The sequence below is a fragment of the Streptomyces auratus genome (genome assembly GCF_050433025.1).
GTDB lineage: Bacteria > Actinomycetota > Actinomycetes > Streptomycetales > Streptomycetaceae > Streptomyces > Streptomyces sioyaensis.
This window is the reverse complement of sequence record NZ_JBNGCB010000001.1, coordinates 791,098-807,430: the sequence shown is the minus strand read 5'-3', so window position 1 is coordinate 807,430 and position 16,333 is coordinate 791,098. Positions and strand designations below refer to the sequence as shown.

Annotated in this window: 14 protein-coding genes; 7 read left to right on the top strand and 7 right to left on the bottom strand. The window is 70.0% G+C overall.

Going from position 1 to position 16,333, the window contains the following annotated elements:
- Positions 1–75 precede the first annotated feature (75 nt).
- The 3 genes from BKA18_RS03245 to BKA18_RS03235 all read left to right on the top strand — a co-directional run bounded on the left by BKA18_RS03245 (position 76) and on the right by BKA18_RS03235 (position 2,938).
- Positions 76–1,671, top strand: coding sequence for a C1 domain-containing protein (locus BKA18_RS03245; RefSeq protein WP_366046018.1), 1,596 nt, complete (start codon positions 76–78; stop codon positions 1,669–1,671).
- A 130-nt stretch (positions 1,672–1,801) separates the two neighbouring features.
- Positions 1,802–2,173 carry a hypothetical protein gene (locus BKA18_RS03240; RefSeq protein WP_366046017.1) on the top strand — a complete coding sequence of 124 codons (372 nt, stop codon included), beginning with the start codon at positions 1,802–1,804 and terminating at the stop codon, positions 2,171–2,173.
- A gap of 60 nt (positions 2,174–2,233) precedes the next feature.
- Positions 2,234–2,938 (top strand): hypothetical protein, encoded by a 705-nt coding sequence (locus tag BKA18_RS03235; protein ID WP_366046016.1) that lies wholly within the window; start codon positions 2,234–2,236, stop codon positions 2,936–2,938.
- Positions 2,939–3,162: 224 nt separating this feature from the next.
- On the opposite strand, the gene BKA18_RS03230 is transcribed toward BKA18_RS03235, so the two are convergent.
- A complete protein-coding gene (locus BKA18_RS03230; RefSeq protein ID WP_366046015.1) occupies positions 3,163–4,296 on the bottom strand; it encodes an LCP family protein in 1,134 nt (377 codons plus the stop codon).
- A 383-nt stretch (positions 4,297–4,679) separates the two neighbouring features.
- The gene (locus BKA18_RS03225) at positions 4,680–4,874 is read right to left on the bottom strand and encodes a hypothetical protein (RefSeq protein WP_366046014.1); all 195 of its coding nucleotides are present in this window, start codon (positions 4,872–4,874) and stop codon (positions 4,680–4,682) included.
- Positions 4,875–4,908: 34 nt separating this feature from the next.
- Between BKA18_RS03225 and BKA18_RS03220 the strand changes: the two genes are divergently transcribed.
- From BKA18_RS03220 to BKA18_RS03210, 3 genes are all read left to right on the top strand, one after another.
- Complete coding sequence (locus BKA18_RS03220; protein ID WP_366046125.1) at positions 4,909–5,283, top strand: VOC family protein; 375 nt, start codon at positions 4,909–4,911, stop codon at positions 5,281–5,283.
- 181 nt (positions 5,284–5,464) lie between these two features.
- Positions 5,465–7,975 (top strand): SpoIIE family protein phosphatase, encoded by a 2,511-nt coding sequence (locus tag BKA18_RS03215; RefSeq protein ID WP_366046013.1) that lies wholly within the window; start codon positions 5,465–5,467, stop codon positions 7,973–7,975.
- A gap of 293 nt (positions 7,976–8,268) precedes the next feature.
- A complete protein-coding gene (locus BKA18_RS03210) occupies positions 8,269–9,681 on the top strand; it encodes an amino acid permease (RefSeq protein WP_366046012.1) in 1,413 nt (470 codons plus the stop codon).
- A gap of 102 nt (positions 9,682–9,783) precedes the next feature.
- Here the strand turns inward: BKA18_RS03210 and rox are convergent, their stop codons facing one another.
- Complete coding sequence (gene rox / locus BKA18_RS03205) at positions 9,784–11,247, bottom strand: rifampin monooxygenase (protein ID WP_366046011.1); 1,464 nt, start codon at positions 11,245–11,247, stop codon at positions 9,784–9,786.
- 213 nt (positions 11,248–11,460) lie between these two features.
- Positions 11,461–12,201 carry a MerR family transcriptional regulator gene (locus BKA18_RS03200; RefSeq protein ID WP_366046010.1) on the bottom strand — a complete coding sequence of 247 codons (741 nt, stop codon included), beginning with the start codon at positions 12,199–12,201 and terminating at the stop codon, positions 11,461–11,463.
- 62 nt (positions 12,202–12,263) lie between these two features.
- Here BKA18_RS03200 and BKA18_RS03195 point away from each other — a divergent pair, with 62 nt between their 5' ends.
- Positions 12,264–12,755 (top strand): DUF6194 family protein, encoded by a 492-nt coding sequence (locus BKA18_RS03195; protein WP_366046009.1) that lies wholly within the window; start codon positions 12,264–12,266, stop codon positions 12,753–12,755.
- Between the two features lie 111 nt (positions 12,756–12,866).
- On the opposite strand, the gene xylB is transcribed toward BKA18_RS03195, so the two are convergent.
- The 3 genes from xylB to BKA18_RS03180 form a co-directional block, all read right to left on the bottom strand.
- A complete protein-coding gene (gene xylB, locus BKA18_RS03190) occupies positions 12,867–14,270 on the bottom strand; it encodes a xylulokinase (RefSeq protein WP_366046008.1) in 1,404 nt (467 codons plus the stop codon).
- Between the two features lie 50 nt (positions 14,271–14,320).
- A complete protein-coding gene (locus BKA18_RS03185) occupies positions 14,321–15,319 on the bottom strand; it encodes a zinc-dependent alcohol dehydrogenase family protein (RefSeq protein WP_366046007.1) in 999 nt (332 codons plus the stop codon).
- A gap of 70 nt (positions 15,320–15,389) precedes the next feature.
- Entirely contained in the window at positions 15,390–16,181 is a 792-nt protein-coding gene (locus BKA18_RS03180; protein WP_366046006.1) for a DeoR/GlpR family DNA-binding transcription regulator, read from the bottom strand.
- Between the last annotated feature and the right edge of the window lie 152 nt (positions 16,182–16,333).

Genomic DNA, 16,333 nt, shown 5'->3' with positions numbered 1-16,333 from the left:
GACTCTGACGTTTTCTCAGGTGCCTTTGTGGTGCACTTTTCGGACGTGAGGTCGTCTCATGTACGGGGGGAGCACATGACGCATTCGACAGCGTGCGCCGGCTGCGGTAAGGGCCTGGTCTCGGGGGCCGCATTCTGCGCCCACTGCGGTGCAGCCGTGGAAGCCGGCGATACCGCCCCGACGATTCCGGTGCTCTCCCGCTCTTTGCCGACTGCACCGACCGTGTCCATGGAACGGCTCAACCCAAGCGCCGCCCAGCGCCGCACCGCCGTACCGCGGTGGGGCAACGGCCGGGACGTGACCAGGTACATCTGCGCGGCCGCCTACCTGGACCGTGAGTACGCCAAGTCGCTCATCAAACAGCTCGCAGCCGAACCCCATCTGGGGGTGGTGGCCGCCCCGGCGTGCGACATTCCGGTGGCCCTCCGGCACGCCTACCTCGCCAACACTCGCCGCCACGGCCGGGACCTCGTACTCACCGTCCTGTTCCTGCTGGCTTTCGTCTTCACCTTCTGGGTCGGCGACGGCGGCATCACCTTGCTGGTGCTGTTCCTTTCCTGGGTGACCCTGTTCTCCTTCGAGCTCTCGACCAAGTACGGCCGCCATCTGCAAAGCCTGCGCCCGGACCGGTTCGACCCCGCGGCCGCGCCCACGCCGCTCAATGACGACATCGCGAGGCGCCTCCGCCAGATCGGCACCTACGCCGAGGGCAACGTCACCACCTACAGCGGCTATTCGCCGTTCATCGGGTACGGCTTCGAACGCAACCAGTGGTCCCTGACCTTCGACGTCACCACATCGGACCAGCCGGGGAGCAAGCCGCAGGAGTTCGACGTGGCGGATCTCTACGCCCACATCGCCGAGCGGGTCGGCTCCCTGGCTCTGCCCTGTCTGGAGATCGAGGAGCGTCTCTTCGTCGACGGCTCGACCATCCTGGAGGACCGGCGTTTCCTGTCCGATCCGCTCGGCCGGCCCGTCGCCCGGGTTCCGAACGAACAGCTGGATGCGCTGAAGCGGACACCCGAGGAGGGGGCCCGCCCCTACCTGGCCGTGCACTCCACCGGCTGGGGCGGCGAGGTGGTCACCTCACTCTTCCTGCGCTTCGTCCGCTCGGACTCCAACCTCTTCGTGGAGGCGGTCCCGACGGTGTTGTACCCCCTGCTCGACCGCTATCGGGTCATCGACACCCTCATGCCCCGCCCGCCCGTGCGCGAGGTCTTCAGCCTCCTGTCCGGGACCCTGATCAGCACCGTGTTCGTGCTGCTGGCCGCACCCGTGCGGGCGGTCGCGGGATTCGCCCCCGACTACGGGATGTCCTGGCGCATGCGGCGGCAGGACAAGCAGATCACCAGGCTGCGCAGATTCGACTACGGGGCGCGGCTGAGCGTGCGCCGGCATGCCGCGTCCGCGGGTCACCACCGCCACTTCCAGAATGCCGACAGCGGCATGGTCCTGAAGACGGTCGAAAAGCGGGTCCTGGACGCACTGGTCGAATTCGCGGTGGAGCGCGGCATCGATGTGGGCGAGCTGGTGCAGCGTCAGCAGATGATCATCAACAACGGCATCATCGCGGCCGGGGGAGCGCGGGTGGACTCCAGCTCGGTCGCCTCCGGCGAGAGGTCCCGTGTCTCCACGGTGCTCAACAAGATCCCGGGTCTCAACCTGGACTGAGAACCGAGAAGGCCGGGATGAGAGCCGCGAAGGCTGGACCGAGAGCCGAGAAGGCTGGACAGAGAGCCGAAAAGGCTGGACCGAGAGCTGAGAAGGCTGGACTGAGACCGAGAAGGGATGACGAATCGGAATGCAGAAGAACAACGGAATCATCGCGAACGGCGGCTCGAACGTCGTCGGCAGCGCCGTCGCCAGCGGCCGGAATGCGAGCGCCGAGGTCGGGGACAGTCAGCTGAACCAGACCGGCGGCGGGCAGTCGCACTCTCCCCAGGAGATCGGCGACCTGCTCTCCCGGCTGATCGAGGAGCTCGGCCGGTCCGACCACCCCGACCGCGCGGACCTGATCGAGGTCGCGGAGGATGCGCGCGAGGAAGTCGTCTCGCCGGCACCGCGCATGGGCAAGCTGAGGACGTACGCCAAGTGGCTCGTGGCCGCGGTGCCGGGGTTCACTGCTCTGACCGGCCTGGCGAAGACGATCGAAGAGGCGGTCCGCGGGCTGTAGGCGGGCGCCACACGAAGGCCAAGATCCGAAGAACGCGAAGAACCTCGGGGGGAGTTGACCATGCCATCCTGCATCTACTGCGGCGCGCGCTGTGAGGACCCCGCCGTGACCTCCTGCCCGAGCTGCGGAATGCCGCACGAGGGCAGCGCGCCACAGGACACGGACCGGCCCGCCGGGGCCGCCACCCGGTACGGCTACGTCCGCGTGGGGGCCACCGTCCTCCCGCTGTGGCTGCTGTGGCTGGTGGCGGCTCTGATCGTAGTGGGCGGCGTGACGGCGTACCTGCTGCCGGGCTCGTCCACTCAGACCGCGTACTCGGCGGTCGATACCGGTCCGTCGACCGAACCGCCTTCGGAGCCTGGCCCCGGCGTCGGCTCCGAGCCGCCGACCGACGAGTACTCTCCCACCGAGCCGGCGACCTGGCCGCCGACCGTCACCGATACTCCCACCGTGGCGGAGACCTCGCCCTCTCCCGAGGACGCGAGCGAGGTCGTGAAGGAGTTCTATCAGGACATCAACACCCGGAACTTCTCGGCTGCTTGGGACCTCGGTGGCAAGAACATCGGCGGCTCCTCGTTCTCGCGGTGGAAGTCGGGCTACGACACCACGGCGTACATCTCGCTCAGCGCGGTGAACACCGAGGACGCCGGGAAGGTCCGCGCCATTTTGAACGCGACCCAGAACAACGGTTCGGTGAAGGTGTTCCACGGGACCTACACGGTGTCGGACGGCGCCATCGTCAGCGCCGATATCACCGAGGACTGACTCTCTGCCGGCGGCCTCCGCACCGTTCGGCCGACCTCGTCGGTGGTGCGGCCGGCCGGGGGCCGGAAATGGGATTCTTCAAGCGTACTTGTGCAGATGCGCCTGCCAGGACGGCTCCGCGACCAGGGCGTCTGCCGCAGCTTTGGGCAGGCTGAGGTGAATCTCGCGGGAACCTTCCTTGGCAGTCGCAGTCCGCGTCGCCGCATCGGTACGTCAACGCCCGGTCAGTCGACGCAGGGCACGCCGTCCCCGCCCAGCGTTTTCGTGTCACCCGCGCTGCCGTCACCCGAGCCCGGGCGTGGTGAGGGGGGCGTGGGGGCTTCGCGTCCGCTGTGCGTGGACGGAGGGTTCGGTGAGGGGGCCGGACGCAGCAATTGCTGCACTTGCCGGCGCACCGTCGCGGGGTCGACGACATTCACGGATTCGCCCCGGTACGTGGCGAAGCCGTTGATCTTCAGCGTATGGAAGGCCACATTGCCGCCCGCCAGCTTCTTCATTTGGCCGGCCGCGTCCGTGAGGCCCCAGCCCTTGTCGATCACGATGTCGCGCTTGGCGGCTTCGAGCAGGGAGTAGGCGCGCCCGATCTTGTCGAGCGTGCCGCTGGCCTCCAATTTGTGGACGGCGGACAGCAGGAAGGCCTGCTGCCGGCGGGTGCGGTCGAGATCCCCGCTGGGCAGATTGTGCCGCTGGCGCACGAAGGCCAGGGACTGCCGTGCGTCGAGCGTCTGGCGGCCCGCAGGGAAGTCGGCTCCGGAATTCTTGTCCTTGGTCGGGTGTTTGAGGCACACGTCGACGCCGTTCAACGCTCCGGCCAGATCGTAGAAACCGGCCAGATTGACTTCCGCGAAGTGATCGATGGGCACGCCCAGGAAGTTGCGCACGGCCTGTATCTCCGTACGGCGGCCGGCTTCCCTGCCCTTGTTTTCCCGTTCGGTGCGGTCCTTCACCCCCTGCGCCACGAGCCTGTCCTCCTCGCGCGCCTTGGCAAGGCCGTACGCTTCCTTGATCTTCTGCTTTCCGAAGCCGGGGACATCGACGAGATCGTCGCGCGGCACGGACAGTCCCGTGGCCCGGCTTCCGTCGGCGGGCAGATGCAGCAAGATCAGGGTGTTGGTGTTGTAGCCGCCGACATCGCTGCTGGCTCCGGCGTGCAACTGCTCCAGGAGGTTCTTCGGCAGCGGATCGCCGTTGAGGTCCTTACGGCTGTCCAGGCCCATCAGCAGGATGTTCTGGTCGCCATGGGACGAGCCGGGGCCCTTGTCACCCAGCGCGTCCGAGGTCCGCACCCCATCGACGACCTGGGCGTAGACCCAGTACCCCACGGCGGCACCCACAACAAGCAGGCAGGCGACCGCCACGCCTATCAGCCGCGCCCACCGGACACGCCGCCGGCCCGTGGCTGCCCTCGTACGCCTTCGCCGCCCTGCCATCACTCCTGCACTCCTCCTCGCTCCGACCTCCGGGTGTGGACCGGAGATCTGCATGTGCACAGGAAGAGAAGGAATGCGGATCGGCAGTTCGGGTATTAGCCATGAATTAGGGCGATTGCTCGTATGTAAAGTTTTATGCCCATTTGGCCCTTGTGATCAGCGAATTCTTATCACTCGGTGCTCCCCGCCCGGACCGGGCGCCGGCGTCCCGGGCGGGGGCGCTGCGGCGCACGTGCTAGGGGGTGTCTCTTCGATCTCCGTGGATCAGCCTGCGGTGCCAGGCGTCGCAGGCCCACGGAGATCGGCACCCCCTAGTGCCCTGCCCCGTAGATGGGCCGCGGTGGGCGCTCTCGGACGGCGTGGTCACCCAGGGCGGGTTCGAGCTGGTCGAAGACCTGGGGGGCTTCGGCGGCGAGGGGCGCGGCGATGTGGTCGTGGTCGTGCCCGGCGAGCCCGACGTAAAAATGTGCGCGGGGCCCTGGCACGGCGTACGCTGCCTGCCCCAACTGCCCACCTGCCGTACCGTATTGAGGAGAACCCATCAACATCACCGCCTCCACCGTCTCCCTGACCGTCGACGATGTCGCCGCCTCCCGCGACTTTCTGCTCACCCACTTCGGCTATACGCAGGTCACGGCAGCGGAGGGCTTCGCCTCGCTGACGCGCGACGACGCCGCGGTCGATATCGTCCTGCTGGAGCGCGGCATCGAGGTCCTGCCTCCGGAACAGCGCGACCAACGGGCGTCCGGTCTGATCCTGGCCTTCACGGTCACCGACATCGCCGACCACGAGGAGCGCCTCCGCAAGGCGGGCGCACCCGTCACCATGCCCCTGCGCGAAGAGCCGTGGGGCGAGCGGCTGTTCCAGGTCACCGACCCCAACGGCATCGTGCTGCAGCTCGTCGAGTGGGCCTGATGGGGGGCCGGGGGGGCGCGGGGCATCACCAGGATTCTCCGTCACCCCTGAACCGGAGCCCCAACAGCCGGGGGCTGCGGCCCGCCGCCCCCGTGGCCCGGCACTCCGTGCGGGGTAGGCCCGACGCCTAAAATGTGAAGGGCAGGAGCGAAGGGGAGTACGGCCACCCTGAGAAGGTGCTATGCCACCCAGCGGTTCGGAGTCGAGTGCACCACCGGTCGGCACGGTGCGCACCGGCGGGACGTCGGAGCGTGACGAGGCTCTGCTCAGCGCCGTGGTCCGAGCCGTCGAGGTGACCGGGGCGCATGCGGGCAGCGTGTTCCTGGTGTCGCGCGACCGGCGCTCGCTCGTGCTCAGCGCGGTGTCCGGGACGCCGCCCTCGCTGCTCGGTGGCTGGCAGCGGATTCCGGTGAACAGTGCCATCCCGGTGGCGGTGGCGTACCGATCCGGGCGGACGGTTCATCTGGCCGGAGCCGACGAGACCATGCGGCGGTTTCCGCAGCTCGCCATGGCGTTGCCCTACGCGTTCGGATCCGCTTCCGTGCAGGTGAAAGCGGGGGATGCGGTCTTCGGAGCGATGGCCGTGGTGTGGGCTGCCGAACCGGAGGGGGAAGGGCTGTCGAAGGCGCAGCGACGACGGTTGCGCGCCACGGCCGATCGCCTCGGTGCGTCGCTCGCCGAGCTGAACGCACGCGGCGCACTGGGGGAGAGCGACGCGGGAGCCACCCCGGCGGTGGTCCCGGCGCGAGGGGCCCCCGCGGTACGGGTGGGGCTGTTCGACTGGGACCTCGACAACGGAACCCTCGTGGCGGACGACGAGCTCTGCGCGATCTTCGGGATCGCCCCCGCCGAGTTCGACGGGCAGGCGGCCACGCTGGCCGCCAAGATCGACGACGCCGGCCTTCCCGGCCTTCGGTCCGCCGCCCGCACCGCGGTGGAGGAGGGCCGTGTACTCGCGCATGCCCTGCACCTACGGGACGGCGGTGACCACCGCACCGTCGAATTGTGGGGCCGGGTACCGGGCGCTCCCGAAGACCGGCAGGCGCGCTCCCACCTGGTGGGCGCCGTCCTCGACGCCGGAACCGGAATGGCCGCCGTGGAGGCGATCGAACGGCTCGCGGACGGCTTCTTCGCACTCGCCCCGGACGGGCGGGTCACCTACGCCAACCACGGCCTCGAGCGCCTGCTGCAGGTCCGCCAGGACGAGCTGCTGGGCCACCGCCCCTGGGACGTGCTGCCGTGGCTGGCCGATCCCGCCTACGAGGACCGGTACCGGGCCACCGTGGTCTCCCAGCAGCCCGTTTCCTTCCTCGCCCGCCGGCCACCCGACCAATGGCTGGTGTTCTCCCTCCATCCGGGCTCGCACGGCATGACGGGCTGGGCGGCCCGTGTCCGGGGGCCGCTGCCGGCCGATGCCGCACCGGGCACACCGGTCGCGGAAGAAGTGGCGCTCGGCACGACGTCGCCCCGCACCCCTCGCCTGGGCACTCTCTACCGTGTGCTCCAGCTCGGCAGCGCGCTGACCGAGGCGGTCACGTCCCAGGAGGTGTGCGATGTGGTCGACGAGCTGCTTCTGCCCGCTTTCGACGGCCGGCGGATGGCGCTGTACCTCGTGACCGAGGGCCGCTTGCAGCTGCTCTCGCAGCGCGGCTACCGCAAGGGCTTTCTCGACCGGTTCGAGGGCGTGCCGCTCCGCCCCGGCCTGCCCGTGTCGGACGCGCTGATCTCCGGAGCTCCGCTGTTCATCGAGTCCCGGCAGGAGTTCGCGCGGGCCTATCCCGGAATCCACCCGAGCGAGTCCGGTTCCTGGGCGTTCCTTCCGCTCATCGCCTCCAGCCGCCCCGTGGGCGCCTGCGTGCTCGGCTTCGACGACGCTCGCCGCTTTCTGGGCGACGACCGCGATCTGCTGACCGCGTTGGGCGGGGTGATCGCCCATGCGCTGCAACGGGCCAGGCTCTACGACGCCGAATTCGCCGTGGCCCACGGTCTGCAGGACGCCCTGCTCCCGCACCGGCTGCCCGCGCTGTCCGACGTCCGCGTCACCGGCCGGTATCTCCCGGGAACGCGCGGTATGGACATCGGCGGCGACTGGTACGACGTCATACCCACCCGGGAGGGTGTCGCGCTCATCGTCGGAGACGTCGAGGGGCACAACGTCGCCGCCGCGGCCGTCATGGGCCAACTGCGCAGTGCGGTACGGGCGTTCGCCACCGCCGGCCACCGGCCGGGCGACGTCATCTCCAGTACCAACCGGCTGCTCCTCGACCTGGACCCAGGGCCCCTCGCCAGCTGCTGCTACGTCCGCCTCGACCCCGGCTCGGGCGTCGCGCGAGTGGTCCTCGCGGGCCACTGTCCGCCGTTGCTGCGCCGGCCCGGCGGACAGACGGAGGCGCTGGATCTGCCGTGCGGTCCGCTGCTCGGCGTCACGGGAGCGGCCAACTACCCGGAATCCGACCTGCACTTCCTGCCCGGATCGATCCTGGCGCTGTATACGGACGGGCTGGTGGAGCGACGCGGGTCGGACGTCGTCACGGGTATCGATCGGCTGCGGACCTCGTTGGCCCATGCGCGCGCGGCTTCCCTGGAGGAGCTGGCCGACGAGCTTCTGATGGATGCCCGTGGGTCCCCGAGCCGTACGGATGACATCGCGCTGCTGCTCAGCGAGTACGCGCCTGCTGCTCCGGTCCGCTGACCGGGAGGACGGGCGCCGCGGCGTGTTGTGGCGTCGAGGGCGGTACAGGCGGGCGGCCCGCCACCGTCGCCCGCCACCGCATCGCCCGCGGCGGCCAGGCCGACGCCGCTGGGTGCCCGGCCTCCGTCGACCACCACCGACTCGCCCAGCAGAACGCCGCCTTCACTGCGTGTCAGCTCGTTCACCATGTGTGCGCAAAGCGTCCGAATAGCGGGCGTTCACCTCCTGCGGGCATATGCCCCTTCACACTCTTGGGGCTCACCGAACGTCTCACGTAATGAACAGGCACGACCATGAGTCGGACAATCATCCGGTCCCCCCAGGATTCCCCGCAGGCAGCGCAGCACGGCGAGGCCGTGTTGTCGCACGGCCTCAAGCAGCGCCATCTGTCGATGATCGCGCTCGGCGGGGTCATCGGCGCAGGGCTCTTCGTAGGCTCCGGGGTCGGCATCGCCGCGGCCGGGCCGGCCATCGTCCTCCTCTTCGTGGCTACCGGCGCGCTGGTCATGCTGATCATGCGGATGCTCGGCGAGATGTCCGCGGCCCGGCCCTCCACCGGCTCGTTCTCGGTGCATGCCGAGGAGGAACTCGGCTCGTGGGCAGGCGCCACCTCGGGCTGGATGTACTGGCTGATGCTCTGCGCCGGCGTGGCCGCCGAGGCCACCGCGGCGGGCACGATCATGCACACCTGGGTGCCGTTCATCCCGGCCTACGGCTGGGTGGCGATCTTCATGGTGTTCTTCTGCGCCAGCAATCTGACCGCGGTCAAGAACTTCGGCGAGTTCGAATTCTGGTTCGCCGCCATCAAGGTCACCACGATCGTCGCCTTCCTGGTGCTGGGCGTGCTCGGCATCCTCGGGGTGTTCGGCGACGCGCCCGGCGCAAGCCATCTCACCGGCCACGGCGGCTTCTTCCCGACCGGCGCCGCCGGACTCGCCGCCGGCCTGCTGACCACCATTTCCGGGTTCGCCGGTCTGGAGACCGTCACCATCGCGGCGGCAGAGTCCGACGACCCGAGCCGGAATGTGGCCCGTGCCGTCCGTACCGCCGTCTGGCGCATCGCCGTCTTCTACATCGGCTCCATGGCCGTGGTCGTCACCCTGGTGCCGTGGAACAACCCGAAGGTCGCTACCGAGGGCCCGTACGTCACCGTCCTCGACCAGATCGGCATCCCGGCAGCCGGCACGATCATGCAGATCGTGGTGCTGCTCGCGCTGCTCTCGGCGATGAACGCCAACATCTACGGCTCGTCGCGCATGGCGTACTCCCTCGTCCATCGAGGCCAGGGCCCGCGTTTCCTGGGCAGGGTCACCCGGGGCGTGCCGGCGGCGGCCGTGGTGGCGTCCTGCCTGTTCGGCTTCGCCGCCGTGATCGCCGGGATCGTCTGGCCGACCACCGTGTTCGCCTGGCTGCTGAACATCGCGGGCTGCTCGGTGCTGGTCGTCTGGTCCATCGTCTGCCTCACCCAGCTGAAGATGCGCCGCCGTCTGGAGCGCGAGGCACCCGAGCTGCTCTCGGTGCGGATGTGGGGCTTCCCCTATCTGACCTGGGTGGCGTTCGCCGCCATCCTCGGCGTCTTCGCCGTCATGGCCGCAAGCGCAGACGGCCGTCAGCAGCTCGCCGGCACGGCCGCCGTGGTAGCGGTGCTGGCCGGCGCAGGACACCTCAAGCAGCGCCGCGACCGGCGGGCCGCCGTCACCGACTGAGCGGCAGTCATCCGGCAGCAGGTCCGGGGCCTCGACCGTGCGCGCGCACGGCCGAGGCCCCGCCCTTTCCCGTCACACCTGCTTCCCGTCACACCCGCCTGCTCAGCTCACGGCAGCGCCGAACCACTTCGGCAGGTGGCTGAGCAGTTCCTGCTGCTCCTCACCGACCCACGCCACGTGCCCGTCCGGCCGCAGCAGCACCGCGGGCACGTCCAGTTCCTCGCTGACGTCGACGACGTGGTCGACCCGGTCCGCCCAGCCCGCCACCGAGAGCCGGCCGGTCTGGTCGAGCAGCAGCCCACGGCCGCCGTGCATCAGCTCGTAGAGGCGACCGCGCTTCAGCCCCACGTCCCGCATCCGCCGGCCGAGCAGTGCGTGGCCCTCGCCGAAGTCGTAATGGACCCCGACCGCGGTGATCATCTCGGTCACGTACCGGTTCACCTCCTCGAAGTCCAACAGCTCCGAGAACAACTCCCGCAGCGCGGTCGTACCCGGATCGGTCCCCATCAGCGTGATCTGCGCGCGGGTGTTGTTCAGCACGGCGGCGCCCACCGGGTGGCGTTCGGCGTGATAGCTGTCCAGCAGCCCCTCCGGCGCCCAGCCGTCGACCTCGGCGGCCAGCTTCCAGCCGAGGTTGAACGCGTCCTGGACCCCGAGGTTGAGCCCCTGCCCGCCGGTCGGCGGGTGGATGTGCGCCGCATCGCCGGCCAACAGCACCCGGCCGACTCGGTAGTGCTCGGCCTGTCGGGTGGCGTCGCCGAACCGGGACAGCCAGCGCGGCGAGTGCGCGCCGAAGTCGGTGCCCGCGACGGCCCGCAGCTGCTGCTTGAACTCCTCAAGGGTCGGCGCGGTCGTCCGGTCCTCGGCCACTTTGTCGGCGGGCACGACGATGCGGTAGACCCCCTCGCTCCCGTCCACGTCGGGAATGGCGCCGAACCGCAGTTGGGTCTTGCGGACTTCCTCGACGACGGCGGCAATCGTCGCCCGGTCCTCGGTCACCTCCATGTCACCCAGCATCGTCTCGACCTTGGCGGGCTCACCGGGGAAGCCGATGCCGACCAACTTGCGCACCGCACTGCGGCCGCCGTCACAGCCGACGAGGTAGCGCGAGCGCAGCCGCGTGCTGCCCTCTCCCTCGGCGGCTACGCCCCGATGGGCCACCTCGACGGTCACCCCGTGCTCGTCCTGGCTCAGCCCGACCACTTCGCAGCCGCGCCGGATCTCGGCGCCGAGTTCGAGGGCGCGCTCGGTGAGCAGCCGTTCGGTGACGGTCTGCGGAGTGGCCAGGCCGTACGGGTGCGCGGTGTCCAAGCGGTCCGGCCACGGCTTCATCAAGCCCGCGAAGAGACTGCCGACCTTGAACTGCTCGCTGACCGCCTGGAACCGGTCGAGCAGGCCGCGTTGGTCCATCATCTCGACGCTGCGCGTGTGCAGGCCACGCCCGCGGGACTGCCGGGTCGGCTCGGTCAATTTCTCCAGCACGACCGTGCGCACCCCGGCCAGCCGCAGCTCGCAGGCGAGCATTAAGCCGGTCGGTCCACCACCGGCAATGATCACGTCGAACATCCCAATCCCCCTGTGTTTGTGCAGGTTATGGCTTCGGCGGGTGATTCTGCGGCACGACCGGGGCCTTGCCGCAAGCCCCCCTGTGCGCTATACCTTGAGAGTGGCAAGGAGTGGTTTTGACCTCCTTGCCTTTGTTTTTGCCGCGGCCGTTGCCGATGCGTTTGCCTCTGCCCTTTGTCGGCCGCTGTGCCTGCGCGGGGAGTTCGCCGTAACTCAGGAAGACGTCCGGTCGTCGGCACGTGGGACGGCGGCGAGGACTGCGGCGAGTGCGACGCCGGCGTCGAGGAGGGCACGGGAGCGAGCCGTGATGCTCGCGTCCCGGGCCGCGAGTACGGCTTCGACGTCTTTCGAACGGTGCCCGCGCCGCAGTTCCGGCATCAGTGCCCGGAGCGGGGCGATGCGGTACCCGGCGGTGCGCAGCTGGTGGACGATCCGGGCGTCCCGGGTGTGGGCCGGTGAGTACCGTCGCGTTCCTCGCGGGGAGAGTCGATCGGGAACCACCAGACCCTCGGCGTCCCAGTGCCGCAAGGTCGAGGGGCGCACTCCGAGCGCGGCGGCAAGTTCGGCGACGCTCATCGCATCCGAGGGGCGTACGTCGCCGATCGGCTCGGCGGAGATCGCCGCGGTGGCCTTCTTGGCGAGGGTGAGGTCCGTACGCTCCCGGTCGAGGCGGGCGTGTGCCGCGTCGAGGAGGGCAAGTACCTCCGCGGTCGGACACTCGTGCACGGCGCGAACGATCCGCTTGGCCTCCACCGGACCCGTGGCGGCCGCGAGGGTGCGGTAGGCCAGCGCGGAGTGGACGTGAAGCTCGCCGTAGCGCCGGTAGCCCGTGGCCGTGCGCGTCGCCGGCGGCAGTACACCGTCGCGTTCGAGATTGCGGACCTGTTGGACGGAGTACCCGGCGCGTCGCGCGACATCGACCGTACGCAGGGCCGACGACTTGAGAGTTGACACCCGCAGCTCCTCCGTCTTCCGGCGAAAGTCTCCACGAGCACCTTAATGAAACGCTTGAGCACATGACCATGGACGAGATCATCAGCTTTGTGGCAGGCCTCGACGGGGTCCTGGCCGTCAGGCCGGGACCGGACGACGGCTCACCGGAGATCAGCTGGGGGGATGCCTACTTCTTCTACTCTCCTGACGGCGTCGTACCGCCGGCGACCCAACCCTTCGCGACGATCGTGACCAAGGACTACCCGGGCGACGAGAGTTCGCGGCTGGACCGCCCGGATACGTTCCGCGTCAATATCGCCGCCGGGAAGGAATCCTTCCGCCACTGGACCGGCCACGCGCCGCGCGAACCAGCGGGCAACGAAGACCCCGGCGCCGCGGACGCCGTGCGGGCACACCCTGTCTACGGCTCCCTCGGCTGGCTCGCGGTGGTGAATCCGGGCCGCCGGACCGATACGGCGGTCCGCGAGCTGCTCCGCACGGCCCATCGCCTCGCACGCACGCGCGCTGAGCGGCGAAAGGGGGCAACGACGACGAGTTCGGAGGGGGAGGGCTGAGGCGGACTCAGTGCTGACGGACACATTCTGACGGCCCATCAGCTACTGGCCCGGGGGCCGTGGTGCGGGCCGGAAAGGGTGCCCCAAGGACGCCCGGAAGCCCGCCCGCGCTCACCCGTACACCATCCCCCGGGCATCGGCGTAGGCCTCCCGGATCCTGCGCCCGGGCGAATCATCGGCCGGTGCCGGCACCTCTCGGGCCGCGGCGAGCCGCCAGTGCGGCGGCTCGGGAGTGCCGGCGAGGGCCCAGGCGGCCTGGCGGGCCGCGCCCAGGGCGACGTACTCCTCGGGTTGGGGCACGGTGACCGGGGTCCCGAAGATTTCGGCGGCGATCTCGCCGACCACGGGGGCCTTGGCCGCTCCTCCGATGATGAGGACGCGCCGGGCGCTGACGTCCTGGGCGCGCAGCCGGTCGAGGGCGTCGGCCATGTTGCAGAGCATGCCTTCGACGGCTGCCCGGGCGAAGTTCGGGGGGTGCATGTTCGCCTTGCGCATGCCCATCAGACTGCCCGCGGCCTCGGGGAGGTTGGGGGTGCGCTCGCCGCCCAGATAGGGGAGCAGGACGAGGCCGCCGGCGCCGGGCCCGGCCTCGCGGGCGAGCGGGCCGAGGTCGTCGAGGGCGATGCCGAGCATGCGGGCGGTGGAGCTGAGGACCCGTGCGGCGTTGAGGGTGCACACCAGCGGCAGGAAGCGGCCGGTGGCGTCCGCGAAGCCGGCGACGGCGCCGGTGGGGTCGGCCGCGCAGCGGTCGGAGAGGGCGAAGGCGGTGCCGCTGGTGCCCAGCGAGATCACGACGTCGCCGGGCTCGATGCCCAGGCCCAGCGCCGCGCCCATGTTGTCGCCGGTCCCCGGTGCCACCAGGGCTCTGTGCGGGGTGCGGCCGGCCGCCTCGTACGGGCCGAGCACGCGGGGCAGTTCGGGGGTCCGGTCGCCGAAGGCGAGGGCGAGGAGGTCGCGGCGGTAGGCGCCCTCGGCCGGTGACCAGTAGCCGGTTCCGGAGGCGTCCCCGCGGTCGGTGACCGGCTCGGCGCGCGTGCCGGGGCCGCCGCACAACTGCCAGGTCAGCCAGTCGTGCGGCAGCAGCACCCGGTCGGTCCGGTTCGCGAGGTGCGGTTCGTGCTCGGCCAGCCAGCGCAGCTTGGCGACGGTGATGGCCGCGACGGGTACGGTGCCGACCGCCTCGGCCCATTTCTCCGGCCCGCCGAGGTCGGCGACGAGATCCGTCGCGGCCTGTGCGGAGCGGGTGTCGTTCCACAGCAGCGCGTCGCGCACCGGCCGCCCGGCCGCGTCGAGGGCCACCAGACCGTGCTGCTGCCCGGCCACCGCGAGGGCATCCACGTGTTCCAGCAGGCCGTTGCCCGCGTCAAGGAGCGCCTGCCACCACGCCTCGGGGGCGACCTCGGTGCCCTCGGGATGGGCGGCGCGGCCCCGGTGCAGTACCTCCCCGGTGTCGGCGTCGCAGACGACGACCTTGCAGGACTGGGTGGAGGAGTCCACCCCGGCAACTGTGGGCATGACGTCGTTCGCTTTCGCTTCCGTACAACGAGAGGAGATGGGAGGGGAGTTCAGGCCTGGGGGCGGAGCTGGATCTTGCGGCCGGAGCCGTCCCGGAAGGTCTGGAGGGCGGCGCCGAAGTCGTCCAGTCCGAAGCTGTGGGTGATCATCGTGTCGGCGTCGATGACCCCCTTCGCCATGAGGTCCACGGCCCGCCCGAAGCTGTGCAGGACGGCCATCGATCCGACGATGGTGATCTCGTCGTTGTACACGCGGAACGGGGAGAAGGAGGCCTTGGCGGCGGACGGTGCGACGCCGAACTGCTGGAAGGTGCCGCCGCGGCGCACCCGGGTCAGGCCGTCCTCGATGACGGGGATGACGCCGGTGCAGTCGATGACGGTCTCCCAGCCCTGCGGCCGGTCCAGGTCCGACGCGCTCGCCGCGGTGGCGTCCGCGCCGAGGCGTTCGGCGATCTCCAGTCGGTCCTTGTTGATGTCGACGACCGAGAGGGAGGCCGCGCCCGCGGCCTTGGCGAGCTGGAGCATCATCAGTCCCATGGTGCCCGCGCCGTAGATGAGGTAGTGGTCGCCGAGGCGGCGTGGCAGGACGTCGAAGCCGCGTACCGCGCACGACAGCGGCTCGATCAGCGTGCCCTGCGCGACGTCGACGCTCTCCGGCAGCCGGTAGCAGTTGGCGGCCGGCACCTTGACGTACTCGGCCATCGCGCCGTCCACGGTGTCGCCGATGGCGCCCCAGTTCTCGCACAGGTTGCCGTGCCCGATGGAGCAGTAGTGGCAGGCGCCGCAGAACAGGGACGGGTCGACGGCGACCTGTTCACCGGTGCGCAGACCGCTCACTCCGGCCCCCAGCGCGACGATCTCGCCGGTGAACTCGTGGCCGGGAATGATCGGGTACGGGGTGGGTGCGAACTCCCCCTGGACGATGTGCACATCGGTGCCGCAGATGCCCACCGCGGCGGGCGCCACGAGGACCTCACCGGGGCCCGGGGTGGGGTCGTCGACGGTGGTGACCTCGTAGTGCCCGGGGGTGTGGATGACGACAGCACGCATGGATCGGGGCCTTTCTCGGGGGTGCGCCGGGGGGTGCGTTCGGGGGCGGGGAGCCTCGGCTCGGGCCGGTTCAGCTCTGGGGTTCGACGGTGCGGACCTCGACGCCGAGGTCCCGGACGGGCTTCAGTTCGCGCTCCGGTGTTCCGGTGTCGGTGACCAGCAGGTCGTAGCCGCTGACATCGCCGTAGGCGTAGGTGGCGGTGCGGCCGAACTTGCTGTGGTCGACGGCGAGGACGGCGCGGTCGGCGGCCTGCAGATACGCCTGCTTGGACTCCGCGTAGGCGCGCACCGGATGGAAGAGCCGGCCGTCGCGGACCGAGGTGGCGGTGACGAAGGCGACGGTGGCGTGGATGTCCTCCAGCTGACGCCGGGTCTGGGGGCCCGCGCAGGACTCGAAGTCCTCGTAGAAGCGGTCGCCGAGCAGCGTCACCTCGGCCGGCGAGGCCGCCAGGAGGTAGGTGATGCGCAGCGAGTTGGTGATCACGCGGATCCCGTCGACGGTGGCCAGCCGGCGGGCGAGCGGGAAGAGGGTGGAGCCGCAGTCGATCAGCACCGTGTCACCGGGGGAGACCTCGTCCACGAGCGCGTCCGCGATGGCGTTCTTCACCGCGACATTGGTGTTCTCCCGGAACCGCAGCGCGCTCTCCATGGCGACGTTGGAGAAGGCCGTCGCCACTCCGCGGCCCTTGCGCAGCAGCTGCCGCTCGTGGAGGTTGTCCAGGTCCCGGTGCATGGTCATCACGCTGACGTGCATGCGCGCGGCGAGGTCGGCGATGCGGATCTCCCCTTCCTGGGCGACATGGCGCAGCACCGCCTGCCGGCGCTCCTCCACCTCGGCCTCGGAGCCGCGACTCGCTCTCATCGTGGGCATCCCCCGTTCGTTTTCCGCGACGGTCTTCCGCCGTGTTCTCACCCTAGAACATCACACACTTTATGTGAAGCTCTTGAAATTCTCTGTGAGGTTGTTCAGTCTGATGGCCATCAACGGGCGAACGCCCGGCCCCTCAGGAGGTC

Excerpts from the sequence above, each read along its gene's own strand:
- BKA18_RS03245 (WP_366046018.1), top strand. The coding sequence starts at position 76 with ATGACGCATTCGACAGCGTGCGCCGGCTGCGGTAAGGGCCTGGTCTCG.
- BKA18_RS03240 (WP_366046017.1), top strand. The coding sequence starts at position 1,802 with ATGCAGAAGAACAACGGAATCATCGCGAACGGCGGCTCGAACGTCGTC.
- BKA18_RS03235 (WP_366046016.1), top strand. The coding sequence starts at position 2,234 with ATGCCATCCTGCATCTACTGCGGCGCGCGCTGTGAGGACCCCGCCGTG.
- BKA18_RS03215 (WP_366046013.1), top strand. The coding sequence starts at position 5,465 with ATGCCACCCAGCGGTTCGGAGTCGAGTGCACCACCGGTCGGCACGGTG.
- BKA18_RS03210 (WP_366046012.1), top strand. The coding sequence starts at position 8,269 with ATGAGTCGGACAATCATCCGGTCCCCCCAGGATTCCCCGCAGGCAGCG.
- rox (WP_366046011.1), bottom strand. The coding sequence starts at position 11,247 with ATGTTCGACGTGATCATTGCCGGTGGTGGACCGACCGGCTTAATGCTC.
- BKA18_RS03195 (WP_366046009.1), top strand. The coding sequence starts at position 12,264 with ATGACCATGGACGAGATCATCAGCTTTGTGGCAGGCCTCGACGGGGTC.
- xylB (WP_366046008.1), bottom strand. The coding sequence starts at position 14,270 with ATGCCCACAGTTGCCGGGGTGGACTCCTCCACCCAGTCCTGCAAGGTC.
- BKA18_RS03185 (WP_366046007.1), bottom strand. The coding sequence starts at position 15,319 with ATGCGTGCTGTCGTCATCCACACCCCCGGGCACTACGAGGTCACCACC.
- BKA18_RS03180 (WP_366046006.1), bottom strand. The coding sequence starts at position 16,181 with ATGAGAGCGAGTCGCGGCTCCGAGGCCGAGGTGGAGGAGCGCCGGCAG.